Source organism: Streptomyces sp. NPDC047841 (assembly GCF_040704085.1).
GTDB lineage: Bacteria > Actinomycetota > Actinomycetes > Streptomycetales > Streptomycetaceae > Streptomyces > Streptomyces argyrophylli.
On record NZ_JBEYRP010000003.1, the window covers coordinates 62,838 to 83,483 of the forward strand.

The 20,646-nt window shown below is 74.4% G+C and carries 15 protein-coding genes and 1 pseudogene; 8 read left to right on the plus strand and 8 right to left on the minus strand.

Features of this window, described 5'->3' with window-relative positions; all coding sequences use genetic code 11:
• Positions 1-331: 331 nt before the first annotated feature.
• Together AB0947_RS04890 and AB0947_RS04895 are read right to left on the minus strand one after the other, a co-directional pair.
• The gene (locus tag AB0947_RS04890) at positions 332-1,684 is read right to left on the minus strand and encodes a serine hydrolase domain-containing protein (protein WP_366748833.1); all 1,353 of its coding nucleotides are present in this window, start codon (positions 1,682-1,684) and stop codon (positions 332-334) included.
• A 102-nt stretch (positions 1,685-1,786) separates the two neighbouring features.
• Positions 1,787-2,995, minus strand: a complete 1,209-nt coding sequence (locus tag AB0947_RS04895) for a cytochrome P450 (protein ID WP_366748834.1) — start codon at positions 2,993-2,995, stop codon at positions 1,787-1,789.
• A gap of 1,399 nt (positions 2,996-4,394) precedes the next feature.
• Between AB0947_RS04895 and AB0947_RS04900 the strand changes: the two genes are divergently transcribed.
• On the plus strand, positions 4,395-6,533 hold the full coding sequence (locus AB0947_RS04900) for a SpoIIE family protein phosphatase (RefSeq protein ID WP_366748835.1): 2,139 nt from the start codon (positions 4,395-4,397) through the stop codon (positions 6,531-6,533).
• Between the two features lie 56 nt (positions 6,534-6,589).
• On the opposite strand, the gene AB0947_RS04905 is transcribed toward AB0947_RS04900, so the two are convergent.
• Entirely contained in the window at positions 6,590-7,882 is a 1,293-nt protein-coding gene (locus tag AB0947_RS04905; RefSeq protein ID WP_366749173.1) for a S1 family peptidase, read from the minus strand.
• A gap of 205 nt (positions 7,883-8,087) precedes the next feature.
• On the opposite strand from AB0947_RS04905, the gene AB0947_RS04910 reads away from it, so the two are divergent.
• The 6 genes and pseudogenes from AB0947_RS04910 to AB0947_RS04935 all read left to right on the plus strand — a co-directional run bounded on the left by AB0947_RS04910 (position 8,088) and on the right by AB0947_RS04935 (position 15,485).
• Positions 8,088-8,501, plus strand: a complete 414-nt coding sequence (locus AB0947_RS04910; RefSeq protein WP_366748836.1) for a PaaI family thioesterase — start codon at positions 8,088-8,090, stop codon at positions 8,499-8,501.
• Between the two features lie 85 nt (positions 8,502-8,586).
• Positions 8,587-8,775, plus strand: a pseudogene (locus AB0947_RS04915) (hotdog domain-containing protein); the annotation flags it as partial.
• 545 nt (positions 8,776-9,320) lie between these two features.
• The gene (locus AB0947_RS04920) at positions 9,321-9,539 is read left to right on the plus strand and encodes a hypothetical protein (protein ID WP_014676668.1); all 219 of its coding nucleotides are present in this window, start codon (positions 9,321-9,323) and stop codon (positions 9,537-9,539) included.
• Between the two features lie 102 nt (positions 9,540-9,641).
• Positions 9,642-10,448, plus strand: a complete 807-nt coding sequence (locus AB0947_RS04925; protein ID WP_366748837.1) for an HlyD family efflux transporter periplasmic adaptor subunit — start codon at positions 9,642-9,644, stop codon at positions 10,446-10,448.
• Positions 10,445-12,667: an NHLP family bacteriocin export ABC transporter peptidase/permease/ATPase subunit gene (locus tag AB0947_RS04930; protein ID WP_366748838.1), complete on the plus strand. Its 2,223-nt coding sequence runs from the start codon at positions 10,445-10,447 to the stop codon at positions 12,665-12,667. Before AB0947_RS04925 ends, AB0947_RS04930 begins: the two co-directional genes overlap by 4 nt.
• A 1-nt stretch (position 12,668) precedes the next feature.
• Positions 12,669-15,485: an NHLP bacteriocin export ABC transporter permease/ATPase subunit gene (locus tag AB0947_RS04935; RefSeq protein ID WP_366748839.1), complete on the plus strand. Its 2,817-nt coding sequence runs from the start codon at positions 12,669-12,671 to the stop codon at positions 15,483-15,485.
• Here AB0947_RS04935 and AB0947_RS04940 read toward each other — a convergent pair.
• Complete coding sequence (locus tag AB0947_RS04940; RefSeq protein WP_366748840.1) at positions 15,482-16,309, minus strand: ribonuclease BN; 828 nt, start codon at positions 16,307-16,309, stop codon at positions 15,482-15,484. The two genes, AB0947_RS04935 and AB0947_RS04940, sit on opposite strands and share 4 nt — an antisense overlap.
• A 190-nt stretch (positions 16,310-16,499) precedes the next feature.
• Here AB0947_RS04940 and AB0947_RS04945 point away from each other — a divergent pair, with 190 nt between their 5' ends.
• Positions 16,500-17,618, plus strand: a complete 1,119-nt coding sequence (locus AB0947_RS04945; protein WP_366748841.1) for a galactosyldiacylglycerol synthase — start codon at positions 16,500-16,502, stop codon at positions 17,616-17,618.
• Positions 17,619-17,768: 150 nt separating this feature from the next.
• Here AB0947_RS04945 and AB0947_RS04950 read toward each other — a convergent pair whose 3' ends face one another.
• From AB0947_RS04950 to AB0947_RS04965, 4 genes are read right to left on the minus strand one after another with little or no spacing between them, the layout of a single operon-like run.
• Positions 17,769-18,554, minus strand: coding sequence for a polysaccharide deacetylase family protein (locus tag AB0947_RS04950; protein WP_366748842.1), 786 nt, complete (start codon positions 18,552-18,554; stop codon positions 17,769-17,771).
• A gap of 7 nt (positions 18,555-18,561) precedes the next feature.
• Positions 18,562-19,488 carry a DMT family transporter gene (locus tag AB0947_RS04955; RefSeq protein WP_366748843.1) on the minus strand — a complete coding sequence of 309 codons (927 nt, stop codon included), beginning with the start codon at positions 19,486-19,488 and terminating at the stop codon, positions 18,562-18,564.
• Complete coding sequence (locus AB0947_RS04960; RefSeq protein WP_366748844.1) at positions 19,485-19,661, minus strand: hypothetical protein; 177 nt, start codon at positions 19,659-19,661, stop codon at positions 19,485-19,487. Before AB0947_RS04960 ends, AB0947_RS04955 begins: the two co-directional genes overlap by 4 nt.
• A 6-nt stretch (positions 19,662-19,667) precedes the next feature.
• Entirely contained in the window at positions 19,668-20,507 is an 840-nt protein-coding gene (locus AB0947_RS04965) for an SDR family NAD(P)-dependent oxidoreductase (RefSeq protein WP_366748845.1), read from the minus strand.
• Positions 20,508-20,646: the final 139 nt, after the last annotated feature.

Here is a 20,646-nt window from a genome sequence, read left to right on the forward strand (position 1 = left end):
CGTGCGTGGGCTCGGGGGGACACACCGGGGGTGCGGGCGGGGCGGTGCGGTACGGCGTGCCGGGGCCGGCTGGTCGCGTGCTCCGGGGTGAGCGGAGGGCGCGCTCGGGGGCGCCGCCCGGCCGGTGCCGGCCGCCGGTCCCGGCGACCGGCGGTCGTCAGGCCACCGGGAGGAACCCGGACCGGGCGGGGGCAGGCCCGAGCCGGCCACCGGATCAGCGGCCGGACCGGAACCGGCACCGTCGCCTCACGGCCGGGGCCCCAGTGGGCCAGGGCACCGGCGCGGTGCGGCGGAAGCGGCACCACGGCCCCCGACCGGTGGGCACCCGTGCTCAGTCAGGGTCGGTGCGGCGGGCCGTGCGGCCGGAGATCTGCACCCGTTCGATCCTTCCGGTGGCCGGATCCCGGTGGAAGCGGCCCCCGGGCTCCAGGCGCCCGGTGCCGGGATCGACCAGGTCGCAGGAGAGGTCGGCGTAGCAGACCAGCGGCAGGGGCAGGTCACCGTCCACCGACAGGGCAGGCGAGCCGTCGGGGCCGGGCGCGATGTGATAGGTCGTGGTGCCGTTGCGGTAGGTGCCGGCGCACTCGGGCAGGGCGACGGGACGCCCCCGGTCTGCGACCGGGGTGCCGGTGGGCACCCGTACGCCGGTCAGCCGGCCCAGTTCCTCCGTGAGGTCGCGCCACAGCGCGGTGGCACCCCCGGCGTTGCCCGTGAAGGCGACCACCACCCCGCTCTCCGGGTCGGCCCGCAGATGGCAGGACGTGCCCTGGGCGTTGCCGTCGTGCCCGCACCAGACGCGCTCGTCCCGCTCGTAGAGGGCGAGCCCGGGGCTCCAGCCGTCGGCCAGCGTGCCCGGCCGGGCGGCGGTCTCGGGGCGGCGCATCTCCTTGGCGACGGCGGGCGGCAGCAGGTCCGCGCGGCCGGTCAGGGCGTTGCCGAACGCGACGAGGTCCCGGGCGCTCGCGAGCAGCGCTCCGGCCGGCGCCTCCAGTGGTGCCAGGTTCTGCCGGGCCGGACGGGTCTGCCCGGTCGCGGAGTTGACGGCGTGCCCGATGGCCGTGGGACGACCGGGCGCGGGGTCGCCGATGAACGCGGGCGTGACGCCGAGGGGTTCGAGGAGCAGCGCACTCACCGCCTCGTGCCAGGGCATGCCGGTGACGGTCTCCACCAGGCGTCCGGCGGCGACGTAGCCGGCGTTGGAGTAGGAGAAGTCGGTCCCCGGCGGGAACAGCGTGTCGCGGGTGGTGCACACGGCGGCGAGATAGCGGGGGGCGGTGGTCGCGGCGGCGGTGTCCGAGTCCGGTCCGGTCGGCAGACCGCCGGTGTGGCTCAGGAGCTGACGTATCGTCACGTCCGGTACGGCGCCGAGCTCGGGGAGGTGGGCGGCGGCGGGTTCGTCCAGGTCCAGGTCGCCGTCGTCGGCCAGGAGCATGACGAGCGCCGCGGTGCAGGGCTTCGTGAGCGAGCCCAGCGGGACCGCCGTGTCCTCGGTGAAGGGGCTGCCGGTCGTGACGTCGGCGGTACCGGTGTGCACGGAGATGACGTCCGTGCCGGTGTCCAGGGCCAGTTGGGCGCCGGGCACCCGGTGGGCACGGGCGAGGGCTTCGAGGCGGTCCTGTATCTCCCGGCGTAACAGGGACGGCGTCCGGGAGGCGGCCGGAGCGGTGGGGATGGTGTACGGCATGAGAAGGGGACTCCCGTTGGATGGGTCTCATGTGCGGGTGTGCCGGTCGGGGCCCGTGTCCGAGCGGGGACGGGGCCGGCCGGTGCGCTGCGCGCGCTCGGGCTACGGTCTGCGGACCTCGACGGGCAGGTGCCGCACGCCGATGATCACGGCCGGATTCTGGTAGGCGATGTCCTCGTAGGAGGGGATCGCCAGCATGCGGAATCGTTCATGCAACATCCGCAGGGCGATCCGCGCCTCCAGCCGGGCCAGGGGCGCGCCGAAACAGAAGTGGATGCCGTGCCCGAAGGTCAGATGCGGGTTGGGGTGCCGGGTCACGTCGAAGACGTCGGGCGCCTGGAAACGGGCGGGGTCCCGGTTGGCGGCGCCCAGATGGGCCATGAGCAGGGTGTCGGCCGCGATCTCGTGGCCGCCGAGGACCACGGGCCGGGTGACGCGGCGGCCCAGCTCCGGGAACGGGGGCAGCCAGCGCAGCACCTCCTCGACGGCGGCCGGGATCCGCGCGGGGTCGGCGCGCAGCGCGGCGCTCGTGCCGGGGTGCCGGTCGAAGGTGACGACGGCGTTGCCCAGCAGCGCGGTGGTGGTGATGTGCCCGGCGACCAGCAGCAGGGCCACGAAGCCGACCATCTCCTGGTCGGCGAGGCGGACGCCGTCCACCTCGGCGGCGATGAGTCTGCTGGTCAGGTCGTCACCGGGGTCGGCGCGGCGGGCACGGATGTGGTCGAGCATGTAGCCGTTCATCTCGCGCACGGTGGGCGCGATGGCCTCCAGTGCCCGTTCCAGGTCGGCCATGTCGGGCGCCTCGCCGAGCTGGTCGCCGCCGAACAGCACGCTCGCCCACTCCTGGAAGAGGCGGTGTTCCTGCGCCGGGATGCCGAGCAGTTCGGCGATGACGATGATCGGCAGCGGATAGGCCAGCGCGTCGACCAGGTCGAACCGGTCGCGGTCGGCGACGGCGTCCAGCAGCCGGGCGGTGACGGCCTCGATGCGGGGGCCGAGCCCCTGGACCACCCGGGGGGTGAACGCCTGGCTCACCAGGGCGCGGAGCTTGCGGTGCTCCGGCGGGTCCATGCCGACGAAGTTGCCCTGCCGGAAGGTCTCGAAGTCGGACTGGGTGGGTGCGAGGGAGGACATGTCGGAGGAGTACGTCGCCGGATCGGCGAGCACGGTGGCGACGGTCTCGTGGTCCAGCGCCTGGAAGACGCCCTGCGTCTCGTCGTACCGCACCGGCCCGGCCTCGCGTAAGCCACGCCAGCGGTCGGGTAACTCCTCCAGGAGGAGCCGTTCGCCCGTCGGTTGCTTGCTGATCACCTTGTCTCCTTGCTGGCGCGTGCGGGCATGGAGGAGTCATGCGTGCAGGGAAGGCCGTGGACCGCCGCCGGCCACAGGCCGGGCGGGTTCGGGGCACGGCTGCGCCCCCGCCTGCGGGACATCCGGACGGGAAGACGGGTAGAGCGTGACCCCCGTGTCCTCCTCGGGCGCGGCGGCATCGGCCGCCGTCGGACTGGTGTCCGGGTGGGCCGGGGACCCTCCGCGTCTGCGACGAGGTCTCGGCCCGCGTGGCGGGACCCGGCCCCCGCGACCCGTGGGGTGGGCCTCAGCCCGAGCGGGGCAGGCCCGGCACCGGCGACGAGGTCTCCGCCCGTGCGGCGCGGCCCCCGGACATGTGGCGCGTCCTCAGCACATCCGGCGTAGGACGTGGCCGCTGCGCGGCCGGCCACGGCCCCGTAGCGAGCGCTGTCGTGCGGCGCGCCGATCCGACATAACAGATCCCCCTCGGCGATAGCTCCCGCGCAGGCTCACGCGGGACCCTCCCGGCTAGTGAGGTGTGAGAATACGCAGTCGCAGCGCGTGCCGCCCCACGATTGGCATGATGCGTACCCCGAGACACCTTCGTTTCGATGGAACTCGGCCACAGTCTTCACGGCGAGTCACACACAAGCAACCCCCTGAAGTCGAACGGAGAGTACTCTGGCGGTGCTTTTGCGTCACTGTCCGGCCACTGCGCCGGGCCTCCGCGCACACGAGACCCCCGGCCGGTTCGTCGCCCCCGCGTGTGCCCCGGCGTCTCCCCCGCAAACCGAGCACACGCAGAAAATCTGTCATCGATCGCCGGAGGCCGGGTCGTGCGGGCCGCGCCCGCACACGGGCCGGTGTGCCGCCCCTCCGTGAGACCCGGTGGCCGGACTGCCCCTGATCAGGGGTGATGATTCGGCCAGCGGGGACCGCGGGCGCCGCAGGGCGACGGCGGCGACACGCGCGGCGCGCCGCACCGGCCCACCGCCGACACGCCCGGCGGTCACCCGTCCCGCCGCCCCGCACGCGACCGCTCGGGCACCGCGCGGGGCTAGAACCGGTGCCGATGCGCATCATTTCGGCCATCCGGGCGCGGCGGGGGCGCACACAAGAAGCCCGAACACCACCCGTGCTTCCCGCCCACCGCCGGGCGCCGCCCCGGAACGCCGGCCGGTCCCTCGGAACGGCACGCTCGCCCGCCGTTCTCCCGTCCGCGGCACGTCCGCCCCTTCGTCCGCGGCCGACCCTCCCCTTACGCGCCGGCGCATGGAGAAGGCCGGGCGGGGTATTCGGAGCCATCCGGTCCGCGCGGGCGCGGAGGGAGCCCCGTGAGCGTTCACCGTGCGCGGGGCGCCGCCGCGAGGGAGTCTTGTGGCCGGGATGCGACGCGCGGCCGTACGAGGAGGTGGTCGGCGTGTCCGACGGGCCGGAGCCGGGACGGGCACCGGCGGCCGGCACGGCGCCGGCCCGGCAGCCGGTGCTGTCGCTGGCGCTGGCCACCCTGCTGGAGCGGGTGCAGGCGCACTCCGGCGCCGTCTACCTGCTCAGGCCCGACGAGACGGTCCTGGAGATGGCGGTCATGGCGGGCATGCCCCGCGCCTTCGCGGCCCCGTGGGAGCGGGTCGGGCTGAGCGCGCCGATCCCGGTCGCGGACGCTGCGCGGGAGAGACGGCTGGTGTGGGTGGGCGGCGAGGCGGAGATGGCCCGCAGCTACCCGAGGATCTCGGTGGTGCTGCCGTACCCGTTCGCGCTGGCCGCCGCGCCCGTGGCGACGGAGCGCACGGTGTACGGCGCGGTGTTCGTGACCTGGCCGGGCACGCGCGCGGAGCTGTCGGACCGGGAGCGGGAGCATCTGACGGCGGCCTGCGCAGAGCTGGCGCTGCGGCTGGAACGGGCCGCGCGGGAGGACCGCCCCCCCGGGAACGAGCCGGACGTGCTCGCGGCACCGGCGTCGTTCGTGGCGGAAACGCTGGGCTCGGTCGAGGCCGCGCGGATGGTGTCCCGGCTGCCGTACGGACTGGTCTCCCTGGATCTGCGCGGCCGCATCGGCTTCCTGAACGCGGCCGCCGCCGAACTGCTCGGCCTGCCCGCCGGGGAACTGCTGGGCACGGTGCCCTGGGTGTCGGTGCCCTGGCTGAACGACCCGATGTACGAGGACCGTTACCGGGCGGCGCTGATGAGCCAGCAGGTGACGTCGTTCGTGGCGCTGCGCCCGCCCGGTGAGTGGCTGTCGTTCCGGATGTATCCGAGCACGACCGGGCTGAGCGTGCGCGTCACCCGCGCCCGGGCGGTGGCGGAGATGACGGGCGTGGCCCCGCAGGCGGGCCCGGGGCCGTCCCGGCTCGTGACGATCTCCCAGCTGCTGAGTCTGGCGGGCGCGCTGACCGTGGCGGCCGGGGTGCGGGACGTGGTGCAGCTGGTGTGGGACGAGGTGGTCCCGGCCGTCGGCAGCCAGGCGCTGGCGCTGCTGCGGGCGCAAGGCGGGCGGCTGCACGTGCTGGGGCACCGGGGCTATCGGGACCCGCACGTCGTGGAACGGTTCGACGGGCTGCCGCTGTCCGAGCGCACCCCGGGCACGCACGTCCTGAGCAACGGCGTGCCCGCCTTCTTCGACTCCCGCGAGCAGCTGGAACGGCTGTATCCGAGCCGGCACCACACCCCCGACGGTTTCGCGGCCTGGGCGTACCTGCCGCTGATCGCGTCCGGGCGGCCGGTCGGCACCTGTGTGCTGGCCTACAGCGCGCCGCACGTCTTCCCCGCCGACGAGCGGGCGGTGCTGACCTCGCTCGGCGGGCTGATCGCACAGGCCCTGGAGCGGGCCCTGCTCTACGACGCCAAGCACCGCCTCGCGCACGGCCTGCAACAGGCGCTGCTGCCGCACTCGCTGGCGCCCCCGCCCGGCATCGAGGCGGCGGCCCGCTATCTGCCCGCCACCCACGGCATGGAGATCGGCGGCGACTTCTACGACCTGGTGCCGACCCGGCCGCTGGCGGCGGCGGTGATCGGTGACGTCCAGGGGCACAACGTGACCGCGGCCGGCCTGATGGGCCAGATCCGCACCGGGGTCCGCGCGTACACCACGGTGGGGCAGGCCCCGCACGAGGTGATGAGCAGCACCAACCGGCTGCTCATCGACCTCGGTTCCGAACTGTTCGCCAGCTGTCTGTATCTGCGGCTGGACCCGGCGCGCGGGCGGGCCGTCATGGCGCGGGCGGGTCATCCGCCGCCGCTGCTGCGCCGGCCGGACGGACGGGTGCGGGTGCTGGACCTGGCCGGGGGCCCGCTCCTCGGGATCGACGCCTCGGCCCGGTATCCGACGACCGAGGTCGCCCTGGTCCCCGGCTCGGTGCTCCTGCTGTACACCGACGGCCTGGTGGAGTCCCCGGGCATCGACATCGAGGACGCGCTGGTCGGCCTCGGCGGGCTGCTCGCGGAGATCGGCGACCAGCCGCTGGAGAGCCTGGCGGACGAGGTGGTCCGGCACAGCGCGGGGGCCCGGGGGCGGGTGGACGACGTCGCGGTGCTGCTGCTGCGCGCACGCGACGACGGCTGACACGCGACCGGTCCGGCCCTCCCGCCGGAGGGCCGGACCGTCAGCGGGAGGGCGGGTCAGTGGGAGCCGGTGGGGGACGACGACCCGTCGTCGGCCGCGCCGGCACCGGACGGATCGGCGCCGCCGATCTGGTCACCGCCGGCACCGGCCTGGTCACCGGCGCCCGCCTGGTCGCCCGCTCCATTGCCACCGCCAGCGCCGGCGCCGCCGTCGCCGAGCGTCGCGCCGGTGGCCTGGAGGGCGGTGGTCACCGGCTGGAAGAAGGTCTCACCGCCGCTGGTGCAGTCGCCGCTGCCACCGGAGGTGAGGCCGAGGGCGCTGCCGTCCTGGGTGAACAGGGAGCCGCCGCTGTCGCCGGCCTCGGCGCAGACGTCGGTCTGGATGAGGCCGGTGACGGTGTCGACGCCGTTCGGGTCGGTCTCGCTCTGGAAGTTGACGGTGGCGTCGAGGCCGGTGACCTGGCCGTCGTGCAACCCGGTGGTGGAGCCCATCCGGAACACGGCCTCACCGACGGTGGCGTCGGCGGCCTGCTTGATCTGGACGGTCTGGCCGTTGCCGGCGTTGACCTCGCTGGGCGCCTGGGTGTTCGGGTCGTCGTACTTGACGAGGGAGAAGTCGCCCTCGCCGGGGAAGGTCGCCTGGTCGACGGTGGCGATGGGCTGCCCGGTCGCGGAGTCGGACCACTGCTTGGCGGCGACCCCGCAGTGACCGGCCGTCAGGAACGCGGGGCTGCCGTCGGAGGCGGTGACGTTGAAGCCGAGGGAGCAGCGGACGCCGCCGCCCTGTACCTGGGAGAAGATGGCGTCGCCGCCGGAGACGAGGGTCTTGAAGGTGCCGGAGGACTTCTTCAGGGTCGCCATGCCGGTGCCGAGGCCGCGCACCGCCGACCGGAGCCTGTTCCAGTCGGCGCCGGTCACGGTGGAGTCGGCGGTGACCTGGACCTTGTTGGTGCGCGGGTCGACGGCCCAGGAGGTGCCGGGGATGGTCGCCCTGGCCTTCAGCGTCCGTGCGGCGGCCTGGAGTTCGGCGGCGCTGTTGTCGACCTTGCGGACCACCGCTCCGGCCTTCTTCGCCTGCACGATGACGTTGTCGTCGCCGCTGACGACGTTGACGACGAGCTGCTGCTTGCCGCTGTCGTAGTACGACCCGGCGAAGGCGTCGCCGAGGACCTTCTGGAGCCGGCCGGCAAGGCCCGAGGCGTCCGTGGCCTTCAGGGTCTTCACGTCCGCCGTGCCGCCCGCGGTCGTGTCGTCCTGGTCCTGGGAGGCGTTGGCGTTGGGCAGCAGGAGGGCCGCCGCCCCGAGCGCCGCGACACCGCCCACCGCTATCGCGGCCTTGCGCTTGGGCATTCGCTTGTGACTCAAACTTCTCGACCTCCACGGGGTCTGCCGCTCACGGGCAGTGCGTATCGGGTGCGTACCGGGGCGCCTGGATGGCCGTACGTACGCACCGGCCGCGCGGTGTGTTCAATTCCGCTTCCGCGCGGTCGCACCGGCGCGGGGATCCGGCCGTGCTCCGCGTGCCGTGGCGGGCGGCCGGGGAACAATCCCCCCTATGACGATGACCACCGTCGATGCCGGCAAGATCCTCGCCGCCAACTTCGCCCCCTGGGTACTCGATCTGGGCCTGTCCGTCGAAGCGGTGGGCGAGGACCGGGCCGTGCTGCGTCTGCCCTGGTCGGACCGGCTGGCGCGGGAGGGCGGCGGGCTGTCGGGACAGGCGCTGATGGCGGCGGCCGACACGGCGACGGTGATCGCCATCTCGGCCGCCCGGGGCGGGTTCGTGCCGATGACGACGGTGCAGCAGTCGACCTCGTTCCAGCGGGCGGTGAGCGGCGCGGACGTCCTGATCGAGGCGGTGCTCACCAAACTGGGCCGCCGGATGGCCTTCGCGGACGTCACGCTGAGCGACGCCGCCTCGGGCGCGCTGGCGGCCCGGGCGAACACGGTCTACGCGATCCTCGGCTGACACGACGCCGGCCGACGCCCGTCAGCCCACAGGACGCCGCTGACACCGCGTCGGCTGACACGGTCCCGCACCGACACGGTCAGCATTCGTGCCGATGACGACGGTGCATCAGTCGACCTCGTTCCAGCGGGCGGTGAGCGGCGCGGATGTCCTGATCGAGGCGGTGCTCACCAAACTGGGCCGCCGGATGGCCTTCGCGGACGTCACGCTGAGCGACGCCGCCTCGGGCGCGCTGGCGGCCCGGGCGAACACGGTCTACGCGATCCTCGGCTGACACGACGCCGGCCGACGCATAGCCGGCGGATGCCCCGTCAGCCCAACATGACGCCGGCTGACACCGCGTCGGCTGACACGGTTCCGCACAGACACGGTCAGCAACCGATCAGTAACGCTCGGCTGCGAACGCGAAGCGGAATCCACCCTTCAGGGAATCTGCACACCGAATACCCAGCCGCGTCACGGCCGCACGGAGATCTGCACATCCGCGCGCCCCCCGGCACGTCTTTGGCGAGGAGTGCCGGATTCGCGATCCCAGGGGCAAGGCACCCGGCGCGACGATGCCGTGCGGCATGTGAAGGAGTCGCCGACATGCCGTGCGCACACCTGCACGGTTGGACCCCTCTCATGCCGCAAATCCCCAGGTGGGAGCCGTGGTTGATTGGAAGCGCGGCCCGCGTGCGTGCTTTGATCCATCGCACCGCGGGGGTCCGGCGGGCCTCCGGAAACGGGTGCCCGGCGCCTGCGGCCGCGGCCGTCCGTCTGTCCCCAGAGGGGGCCGCTCCCCCCTTGTGAGATATCCATATGAAGGGAAGTTCCATCATGAACTCCACCCCCCAGGTCGAGACCGTCGAGATCTCGGACGCCGAGCTGGACAACGTCTCCGGCGGTCTGTCCGTGAACACCCTCAACAGCACCCTGGGCACCGTGAACGCGGTGGCCCCGGGCGTCACCGGCCTGGTCAACACGGTCGTCGGCACCGTCGAGGGCGTCTCCGGCCTGAACGTCGCCCCGGTCAACGGCCTGGTCGCCGGTCTCTGATCGCACCCCCGGTGTGACCGACGTCCCGGAGCCGTCCCACGGCTCCGGGGCTCATCGGTGCCCTGAAACACCCGCGTCTCTCCCACAGGTGAGGGAAGTTCCGTGCAGTTCCGCCAACAGGCCCTCGCCAGGCTCCAGTCGCCGGAGGAGCTGGACCTCCCGGTGCGGCTGGCCCGCCCGCAGGGCTGGCTCGCGCTCGGGGTCACCCTCGTCGTCATGGCCGCCGCCTCCGTCTGGGCGGTGACCGGCTCGGTCGCCTCCACCGTGAGCGCGCCCGCCGTCCTCACCCACGGGCAGGGCAGCTACGTGCTGCAGAGCCCGGTGGCCGGACAGGTGACGGCCGTCCTCGCCCGGCAGGGCCAGCGGCTGCCCGCGAACGCGCCCCTGCTCAAGGTCCGTACGGGCAACGGCGACACCGTGGTGCGGACGGTCGCCGCCGGACGCGTCACCACGCTCGCCGCCACCCTCGGCCAGATCGTCCGGACCGGCACCGACGTCGCCGCGGTCGAGAAGGTCGCCCACGCCTCCGACCCGCTGTACGCGACCGTGTACGTACCGGCCGAGAACGCCGCCGCCATCCCGGCGCACGCCCCGGTCGACCTGACCGTGTCCTCCGTACCGACGCAGCGGTACGGCGTGCTGCGCGGCGAGGTGAAGTCGGTGGACCGCACGGCGCAGTCCGCCCAGTCGATCTCCGCGTTCCTCGGCGACAGCCAGCTAGGCGAGCAGTTCACCCGCAAGGGCCGTCCGGTGGCCGTCCTGGTGGAACTGGCCGCGTCCTCCTCGACCAGGAGCGGTTACCGCTGGTCGTCCAAGGACGGACCGCCGTTCCGGCTCGACTCCATGACGCTCGCCACCGGCTCCGTCCGGCTCGCCGACCAGCATCCCGTCGATTGGCTGCTCCCGTGACCACCGCCCAGGAGACCCGAGGCCGCAGACGCGCGGCCCCCGCCAAGCGCCCGGTCCCCACGTCCCGTACCGGCACGGTCCGTACGTCCACCGTCCTCCAGATGGAGGCCGTCGAGTGCGGCGCCGCCTCCCTCGCGATGGTGCTCGGCCACTACGGCCGGCACGTCCCGCTGGAGGAGCTGCGCATCGCCTGCGGTGTCTCCCGCGACGGCTCCCGCGCCTCCAACCTGCTGAAGGCGGCCCGCGCTTACGGCCTGACCGCCAAGGGCATGCAGATGGACCTGGCGGCCCTCGCCGAGGTGCGGGCCCCGGCCATCCTCTTCTGGGAGTTCAACCACTACGTCGTCTACGACGGCATGGGCCGCCGCTTCGGCCGGCGCGGGGTGTACGTCAACGACCCCGCCAAGGGCCGCCGTTTCGTGCCCATGGAGGAGTTCGACGGCAGCTTCACCGGTGTCGTGCTGGTGCTGGAACCCGGCGAGGGCTTCACCAGGGGCGGCCGCAGACCCGGTGTGCTCGGCGCGATGCCGGCCCGGCTGCGCGGCACCGCGGGCACGCTGCCCGCCGCCGTGCTGGCCAGCCTGCTGCTGGTGGCGGTCGGCGCGGCCGTACCCGCGCTCAGCCGCACCTACATCGACATGTTCCTCATCGGCGGGCAGACCTCGCTGCTGGGCGTCCTGTTCGCCTCGATGGCCGCCTGTGTGCTGCTCACGCTGGTGCTGACCTGGCTCCAGCAGGCCAACCTGCTGCACGGCCGGATCATCTCCTCCACCCTCTCCAGCGCCCGCTTCCTGCGCCATCTGCTGCGGCTGCCGGTGACGTTCTTCGCCCAGCGCTCCCCCGCCGACCTGGTGCAGCGCCTGCAGTCCAACGACCAGGTCGCCGAGACCCTGGCCCGCGACCTCGCGGCGGCCGGCGTCGACGCGATCGTGGTCGTCCTCTACGCGGTCCTGCTCTACACCTACGACCCGCAGCTGACCTTCGTCGGCATCGGCGTGGCCCTGCTGAACGTGGTCGCCATGCGGCTCGTCGTACGGCTGCGCGCGACCCGGACGGCGAAGCTGCGCGCGGACACCGCGCGGCTGACCAACACGTCGTACACCGGCCTGCAGCTGATCGAGACGCTCAAGGCGACCGGCGGCGAGGACGGCTACTTCCGCAAGTGGGCCGGGCAGCACGCCACCACGCTGGAGGAGCAGCAGCGGCTCGGTGTGCCGAGCGCCTGGCTCGGCGTGGTCGCGCCGACGCTCGCCACCTTCAACAGCGCGCTCATCCTGTGGATCGGCGGGATGCGCGCGGTCGAGGGGCACATCTCGGTCGGTCTGCTGGTCGCCTTCCAGGCGCTGGTCACCCGGTTCACCGCGCCGCTGACCCGGCTCAACGGCGTGGCGGGCCGCATCCAGGACTTCGCGGCCGACGTGGCCCGGCTGAAGGACGTGGAGAACTTCCAGGCCGACCCGCTCTACTCCCGCCCCGGCGGCGGCGACTCGACCCGGCGGCTGCACGGGCACGTCGAGCTGGAGAACGTCACCTTCGGCTACAGCCCGCTGGACCAGCCGCTGCTGACCGGGTTCGACCTGACCGTCGGCCCCGGACAGCAGGTGGCGCTGGTGGGCGGCTCGGGCAGCGGCAAGTCCACGGTCTCCCGGCTGATCTCGGGGCTGTACACGCCGTGGGACGGGGTGATCCGCATCGACGGCCGCCGGCTGGAGGACATCCCGCGCGGCGCGCTCGCCGCCTCCGTCTCCTTCGTCGACCAGGACGTCTTCCTCTTCGAGGGCTCGGTCCGCGACAACGTGGCCCTGTGGGACCCGTCGATCCCGGACGAGGCCGTGGTGGAGGCGCTGAAGGACGCGGCGCTGTACGACGTGGTGATGCGCCGGCCCGGCGGCATCCACAGCAGGGTCGAGCAGGACGGCCGGAACTTCTCCGGCGGGCAGCGCCAGCGCCTGGAGATCGCGCGGGCGCTGGTGCGCCGGCCGAGCATCCTCGTGCTGGACGAGGTGACCAGCGCGCTGGACGCGGAGACCGAGCAGGTCGTGATGGACAACCTGCGGCGGCGCGGCTGCGCCTGCGTGGTGATCGCGCACCGGCTGAGCACGGTCCGCGACAGCGACGAGATCGTCGTCCTCCAGCACGGCACGGTCGTGGAGCGCGGGCGGCACGGGGAGCTGGTGGCGCGCGGCGGCGCGTACGCGGCGCTGGTCAGGGAGCGGTGAGATGACCTCCGTAGACGAAGGCGACCTCGTCCTGGGCGCGCTCGGCTCGCTCGGCACGCGGCTCGACTGCGCCGGTACGGGCCGCCTGGACCTGGAGGGTCCGCAGGTGCTGTGGCTGGTCGCGGCCGGGGCCCTGGACCTGTACGCGGTGGACGCCGCCCAGCAGGGCCACTGGCACCACCTCGGCCGGCTGGAGGCGGGCACGCTGCTGCTCGGCCCGGTCGCCGGCCCCCAGCACACCCTGGTGGCCCGGCCGGTCCGGGACTGCGTGGTGCACCGCGTCAACCTGCGCGAGCTGTACCAGCCGGCGCAGACCCAGACCTGGTCGTACGACGAGTACGGCACCCCGCAGTACGTGCCGCCGACGTCGAGCCCGCTGGAGTACGCGCTCGCCCTCGGTGTCGGCCGCGGCCTGTCCGTCCTCTTCCAGGCCCCGCTGGCCGAGGAGCGGGCGGCGGCCCCCGCGGACGACGACGTGTTCTGGATGCAGGTCCCGCCGGGCAGCGTGCAGTACGGCTCGCTGTACGGCGCGGAGGCCGCCGCCGATCTGCTGGTGGACCCGGCGCTGTGGCAGAGCATGGTGGACCAGCAGTACCGGCTGCTGACCGCGCTCGACCGGTGGATCGAGCAGCTGGAGCGCACCCACGAGACGCGGACGGCCGCCGGCATCAAGGCCGGTGAGGCCGTGCGCGCGCAGGCCGACCGGACCCTGCTGGCCTCCATCGGCAAGCGCTCCTCGCGCCGTACGACCGCCGCCGACGCCGACGCCACCTACGCGGCCTGCAAGCTGGTCGCCGGGGCGGCCGGCATCCGGCTGGCCGAGCCCGCGCAGAGCGGCACGGAAAGCGACCGGCTGGACCCGGTGGAGCGGGTGGCGCTGGCCTCCCGGGTCCGCACGCGGGCCGTCCGGCTGGACGGGCGCTGGTGGCGGGAGAACGTGGGCCCGCTCGTCGGCCACCGGGCGCTGTCCGGGGCACCGGTCGCGCTGCTGTGGCGGCGCGGCGGCTACGTCGCCGTCCACCCCGGCACGGGGCGCGAGACACCCGTGGAGAAGGCGAACGCGGAGGAGTTCGAGCCGCGCGCGGTGATGTTCTACCGGCCGCTGCCCGACAAGCGGCTCGGGCCGCTCGGGCTGCTGCGGTTCAGCCTGCGCGGCACCCGCGCCGACCTGCTGAACCTGCTCCTCGCGGGGCTGGTGACGGTGGCGATCGGCGCGCTGGTGCCGATCGCGACCGGCAAAGTGCTCGGCGAGTACGTGCCGAGGGCGCGGGAGGACCTGATCGTCCAGGTGTGTCTGGCGGTCATGGTGAGCGGGGTGGTCGCGGCGGCGTTCACGCTGCTGGAGAACCTGTCCATCCTGCGCCTCGAGGGCCGGATCGAGGCGGCGCTGCAACCCGCCGTCTGGGACCGGCTGCTGCGGCTGCCCACCCGTTTCTTCACCCAGCGCTCCACGGGTGAGCTGGCCAGCGCCGCGATGGGCATCAGCACGATCCGCCGGCTGCTGGCGGGCGTCGGACCGGTCGTCGCCCAGTCGGTGACCGTCGGCACGATGAACCTCGCCCTGCTCTTCTGGTACAGCCCGGCGATGGCGACGGCCGCGATCGGGATGCTCGTCGTCATCGCGGCGGTGTTCGGCGGGCTCGGGCTGTGGCAGGTGCGCTGGCAGCGGCGCCTGGTGGTGCTCGGCAACAAGCTGAACAACCAGGCGTTCCAGACCCTGCGCGGGCTGCCGAAGCTGCGGGTGGCGGCGGCCGAGAACTACGCCTACGCGGCCTGGGCGCGCCAGTTCGCGCACAGCCGGGAGCTCCAGCAGAAGGCCGGCCGGATCAAGAACCTCACCACGGTCCTCGGCGCGGTCTACCTGCCGGTGTGCACCCTGCTGATGTTCATGCTGCTGGCGGGCCCGGCCAGGGGGGCGATGTCGGCGGCGGACTTCCTCGCCTTCAGCACGTCGGTGACCATGGTGCTGACCTCGGTCACCCAGCTGACCGGCGCGTTCGTGTCGGCGGTGGCGGCACTGCCGCTGTTCGAGGAGATCAAGCCGGTGCTGGAGGCCACGCCCGAGGTGCGCACGGCGAGCACCCGCCCCGGCCCGCTGTCCGGCGCGGTGGAGGCCCGCCGGCTGTCCTTCCGGTACGCCGACGACGGCCCGCTCGTGCTGGACGACGTGTCCTTCGCCGTACGGCCGGGCGAGTTCGTGGCGGTCGTCGGCCCGAGCGGCTGCGGCAAGTCCACGCTGCTGCGCCTGCTCATCGGCTTCGACCGGCCGGTCTCCGGCAGCGTCCTGTACGACGGGCAGGACCTGGCGGCGCTCGACCAGTCCGCGGTGCGCCGCCAGTGCGGGGTCGTCCTCCAGCACGCGCAGCCGTTCACCGGCTCGATCATGGACGTCATCTGCGGCACCGAGCCGTACACGCCGGAGGAGGCGATGGCGGCGGCCGAGCTGGCGGGGCTCGCCGAGGACATCCAGCGGATGCCGATGGGGCTGCACACGATCGTCGCGGGCAGCGGCGCGATCTCCGGCGGCCAGCGGCAGCGCCTGATGATCGCCCAGGCCCTCATCAGGCGCCCGCGCATCCTCTTCTTCGACGAGGCGACCAGCGCCCTGGACAACGACACCCAGCGCGTCGTCATCGACAGCACCCGCAAGCTGAACGCCACCCGGATCGTCATCGCCCACCGGTTGTCGACCGTCATGGACGCCGACCGGGTCATCGTGATGGAGGACGGCAAGGTCGTCCAGCAGGGCACCCCGGCCGAACTGCTCGCGGACACCGGGGGCCGACTGCACGAACTGGTCCGCCGGCAGCTGGCCTAGCACTCCTCCTCGCCGTCCGGCGGAGCCGGCTCGTCGTGGTGGTGGGACGGCACCCAGTGGTGCTGGGTGAACCAGCGGCCGAACAGGGCACCGCCGTAGATGACGAAGCCGACGCCGATGAGCCAGGACTCGACGACGAGCACGGTGCCGACGGCGCCGTAGCTCAGGGCGTTGGTGACGATGAGCGGGGTGAAGACGAGGTAGGAGAAGGCGCGCAGGCCGGCCAGGCCGACGACCGTGGCGAGCGCGCCGGGCAGAAGTGAGCGCCAGTGGATCTGCCCGCCGAGCAGGAAGCGCTGCCCCCACCAGAAGAACAGCACGCCGCTCAGCGCGGAGAACGCGATCCGCTGCGTCCCGTACAGCGTCGACTTCGTCGCGACCTCCTGGTAGAGGTACGCCGTCAGCACCACCAGCCAGGTCGCCTGCCGCCACACCCGGTGCCAGGGCCCGGAGGCCAGTCCCCAGATCCGCTCGTAGGCGTTCTGCACGCTGCCGCCGAAGGAGATGCCGAACACGGCGAGCAGGACGCCGCTCCACACGCTGGTGGTGCCGATGACCTTGCGCGGGGGGCTGATGACGTCGGTGATGACGTGGGCGGACCGGCCGGACAGGCCCATGCCGTCGGTGAGCCAGGAGGCGAAGCCGCCCCGTACCAGCGGATCGGCCGCGGCGACCACGATCAGCAGCGGGGCCAGCGTGACCAGCGCCAGGGTGGCGAAGCCCATGGCCCGGTGCATCAGCTCCAGTTCCCGGCCGTGCTCGATCAGGGCCTGGACCCGCAGCCACCGCCACGCGCGGTGCAGGCCGCGCCGCAACCGCCTCACGGCTCCTCCCGCCGCTCGCCGCCCACCACACGCTCTCCCGTGCCGATTCATCCAGCCTGGCACGCGCCGCGCGACTCGCAGCCGGAGGGCGGGCCCCGGCCCGGCGCGCTGCTGCGCACGGGTGAGCGTCCGGCCGGCGACACGGCCGGCGGTGCGGTTTGCGCGGCACGGCGGCGGAGAATCGGACTCCGTGCCTACCACCGAGGACGCGCCGGACGGCCGGCGGCGCATGCTGATCCTGAGCGCGAGCATGGGAGCCGGTCACGACACCGTGGCCGCCGAGCTGGCGCGGCGGGCGGCCGGCCGGGGCCACGAGGCCCGGGTGGCCGACGTGCTGGCGCTGCTGCCGTACGGCCTGGGCACGGGGCTGCGCCGCGGCTACCAGGCGTCGGTACGGCACCTGCCCTGGCTGTACGGCGGGGTCTACGGCGCGTTCCTGCGCGGCGGGCCCGGCCGGCGGCCCAGCGGGGTGCCGCTCGCCCGGCTGGCCGGGGACCGGCTGACGGAGCTGGTGGACCGGACGGGCGCCGACGTGGTGGTGTCCGTCTTCCACCTGGCCGCGCAGCTGACCGGGCATCTGCGGGAGCGGGGCGGGCTGCGGGTGCCGAGCGCCGTGTTCCTGCTGGACTTCGCGGTGCACCGGCAGTGGCTGCATCCGGGCAACGACCGGTATCTGTGCCTCACGGACGCGGCGGCGGCGGACGTACGCCGGTATCTGACCGTGCCGGTGGTCACGACCGGCCCGGTGGTCGCGCCCGCCTTCCGCGCGCCGGCCGCCGGGGAGGCCCGCTGGCGGGAGCGGTTCGCCCGGCGGGCGCCCGGCCGGCCCCCGGTGCTGCTGTCCGCCGGCGCCTGGGGCGCGGCGTCCCGCCCGGCCGCCACCGCCCGGCTGCTGGCGGCGGCCGGCTATCTGCCGGTGGTGCTGTGCGGCCGCAACGAGCGGCTGCGTGCCCGGGTCTCCCGGGAGCCGGCGGCGCTGGTCCTGGGCTGGGTCGACGACATGCCGGGCCTGCTGGGCGCGTGCTACGCCCTGGTGGACAACGCGGCCGGCCAGACCGCCGTCCAGGCCCTCGCCGCGGGCCTGCCCGTGATCGCCCACCGTCCGCTCCCCGGCCACGGCACGGACGGCGTGCGCCGCATGACCGAGCTGGGCCTGTCCGAACCGGCCCCGGACGCCCCCGCGCTGCTGGCGGCACTCGGGCGGCTCGGGGAGCACACCCGGGAACGCACGGACCGGGTGGCCCGTGGGCGCGCCCTGTTCCGGACGGACGCGCTGGACCGCGTGACGGACCTGGCGACGGGTGCGTGAGCGCGCCCGGCGCGCACACCGCGGGCTGGGACCGCACCCGGGGCGGGCCGGCCTCCACGTCGGCGGCGGAGCCGGCCCGTGCTCGCCGGGCATCCCGCGGTCAGCTCACCGGAACGGCCGAACCGTTCTCCCGGCCCCCGGAGGCCCTCGTCACTCCCCCACCAGCCCGGCCGGCGCCGGCGCCCCGCAGTGGACCGGAACCGGAACCGTCCCGTGGTCGCGCAGGGGTCCCACCGTCCACCCCGCCTCCCGGCAGTCCAGGACGACCGGCGGCAGCGCGGCCAGGGTCGCCCGCCAGCAGCCGGGGGCCGCGTGGCGGTCGGAGTCGTGGAGCAGGACGGTGCCGCCGCCGCGCAGGTCCGCGGCGACCCGGGCCCGAACGGACGCGGCTGTCGCGTCGGCGGTCCAGTCCCTGCCCCAGGCCGACCACAGCACCGTGCGCAGTCCGGCCCGCCGGGCGGCCAGCCAGCGGCTCGTGGTGAGGATGCCGTACGGCGGGCGGTACCACCGGGGGCGGTGGCCGGTGAGGCCGTGCACCGCGCGGACGGTCCGGGCGACCTCCTCGGCGTCCCGGGCGAACGCCGGCCACCAGGGCCGGTCGTGGGTCCAGCCGTGCACGCCGAGCTCGTGCCCGCGCCGTACCGTCTCGCGGACCAGCGCGGGATGGCGGACCGCCTGCTCGCCGAGGACGAAGAACGTGGCCCGCACCCCGAGCTCGTCGAGCGCTTCGAGGAAGCGCGGGGTCGACGCCGGGTCGGGTCCGTCGTCGAAGGTGAGCGCGATGTGCCTGCCGGGACCGGTACCGGCGAGCCCGGGGAAGAGCGGCAGCCGTACGCCCGGGAGCCAGGTGGCCGCCGGGCCGATGTGGGCCGCGGCGACCGCGGCGGGCAGCAGCACGGCGGCCGTGCGTACGGCGCGGCCGGACACGAGGGACATGGGTGACCTACCTCCTGGGGGTGCGCGGGAGAGGGGTGGTGGAGCCGGGGGACTCCTCCGGGTCCGTGGCGTCCCACTCCCCGCCGACGGACGGCGAGTGGACCAGGCCGATGCTGCCCGCGCCGATGAGGGCGACGCCGATCGCCTCCGGCAGCAGGCTGAGGCCCAGGTGGATCGTCTCGCCGAACAGCACCCAGCCGAGCACGACGCTGGTGAGGGCGTCGCCGAGGGTGAGGGCGGGCTGGGAGGCCGTCAGCGAGCCGGCGCCGAGCGCGCCCTGGAGCAGCAGGAACGCGACGAGTCCGGCGGCGCCCGTGGCGTACAGCGACCAGTGTCCGAACATCTGCGCGGGTCCCTGCTCGAGGCGTCCCACGGCCTCCTTCAGCAGCGCCGCGGTCGTGGCGAAGGACACGGCGGAGGCGAGGCCGAGCAGCGCGGCCCGGGACGCGCCCCGGGCCGGGCGCGCGACCGCGACCAGCAGGACGACGACGCCGAGCGCCCCGCCGCCGCCCAGCAGCCAGTCCCCCGGCCGCGCGGTGGGCCGGCCGGCGGAGGGCGCCGCCGCCAGCAGGAACAGGGCAAGTCCGCCGGCGAGGGCGACGAACGCGAGCCAGGTGCGGGCCTGCGGGCGGCGCCGGAAGACGACGCTGCCCACGGCCAGCGTGAACAGCAGTTCGGCGGCGAGCAGGGGCTGGACCAGGGACAGGCTGCCCACGGCCAGCGCCCCGGCCTGCAACAGGCTGGACAGCCCCAGCAGCCCGGCGCCCGCCAGCCAGGAGGGTCTGCGCAGCAGATGGGCGAACCGGCGCACCACGGACTCGGTCCCGCCCTCCTGGTCCGGCTGCTCCTGCACGGCGGCCCGGCGTTGCAGCACCGACGCGGACGCGTTGGACAGGGCCGCGAGCAGGGCGAGCAGGACGGTCAGCGCCATCATGACCGCTCACCCGAAGCGGGCGGCGAGCCGCCGGTAGACCCCGGGCGCGGCCCCACGCACCCGCGCGGGCAGCCGCAGGGCTGCTCCTGCACGGCCACCAGGCGTCGTAGCACCGACGCGGACGCGTTGGACAGGGCCGCGAGCAGGGCGAGCAGGACGGTCAGCGCCATCATGACCGCTCACCCGAAGCGGGCGGCGAGCCGCCGGTAGACCCCGGGCGCGGCCCCACGCACCCGCGCGGGCAGCCGCAGCCACCCGGGGACGTACACCTCGTCCCGGCCGTGCAGGACGGCGGCGCAGACCGCGTCGGCCACACGTTCGGCGGACACGGGCCTCGGCCAGGACCGCGCGTACGGGGTGCCCCGCCGGTCGAAGAAGGGGGTGGCGACCACGCCGGGGATGACGTGGCTGACGCCCACCCCGGTGCCGCGGAGCTCGTAGCGCAGGCAGTCGGCGAAGGTGGCCAGCGCGGCCTTCGCGGCGGAGTAGACGGCCTCGCCGCGCACGCCCACGCTGCCGGCGAGCGATCCGATGAGCACGACGCGTCCGGATCCGGCGGCGACCATGTGCGGCAGGACGGTCCGCACCAGGTGCACGGTGGCCAGCAGGTCGACCCCCACGATCTCGTCGATCCGCGCGGCCGGCATGCCGGCGAAGTCCCCGGCCCAGCCGACGCCGGCGCCCGCGACGAGCAGGTCCAGCCGTCCGAGGCGGTCCAGCGCGAGGCCGGCGAGCCGGCGGTCGGCGCCGGGCCGGGTCAGGTCGGCGGGCAGCGCGACCGCACCGGCCTGTGCGGCGACCTGCTCCAGTCGGGTGACGTCGCGTCCGTTCAGGGCCAGCCGCCAGCCGCCCTCGGCGGCCAGCCGGCGGGCCACGGCCGCGCCGATGCCCGAGGAGGCGCCCGTCACCAGGGCGGCACCGCCCCGGCCGGGGCGCGGGGCGGTCCTGGCCCTTCCGGCCGGGGCCGGGAGCGGCCGGGTCTCGTTCGACGGTCCTGCGGGGGACGGGGCATGGGACATGGTGACGACCTCACTGCGACGGCATTGCACGGGCTCGCGAACTCCGGGGCCGAACCTTCGCGGTGTATCCAGGGCGCCACACACTGAAACACCGCGCACGGCGAAGTGGGCCGCCATAAAGAAACGTTGCCGTTTCGCT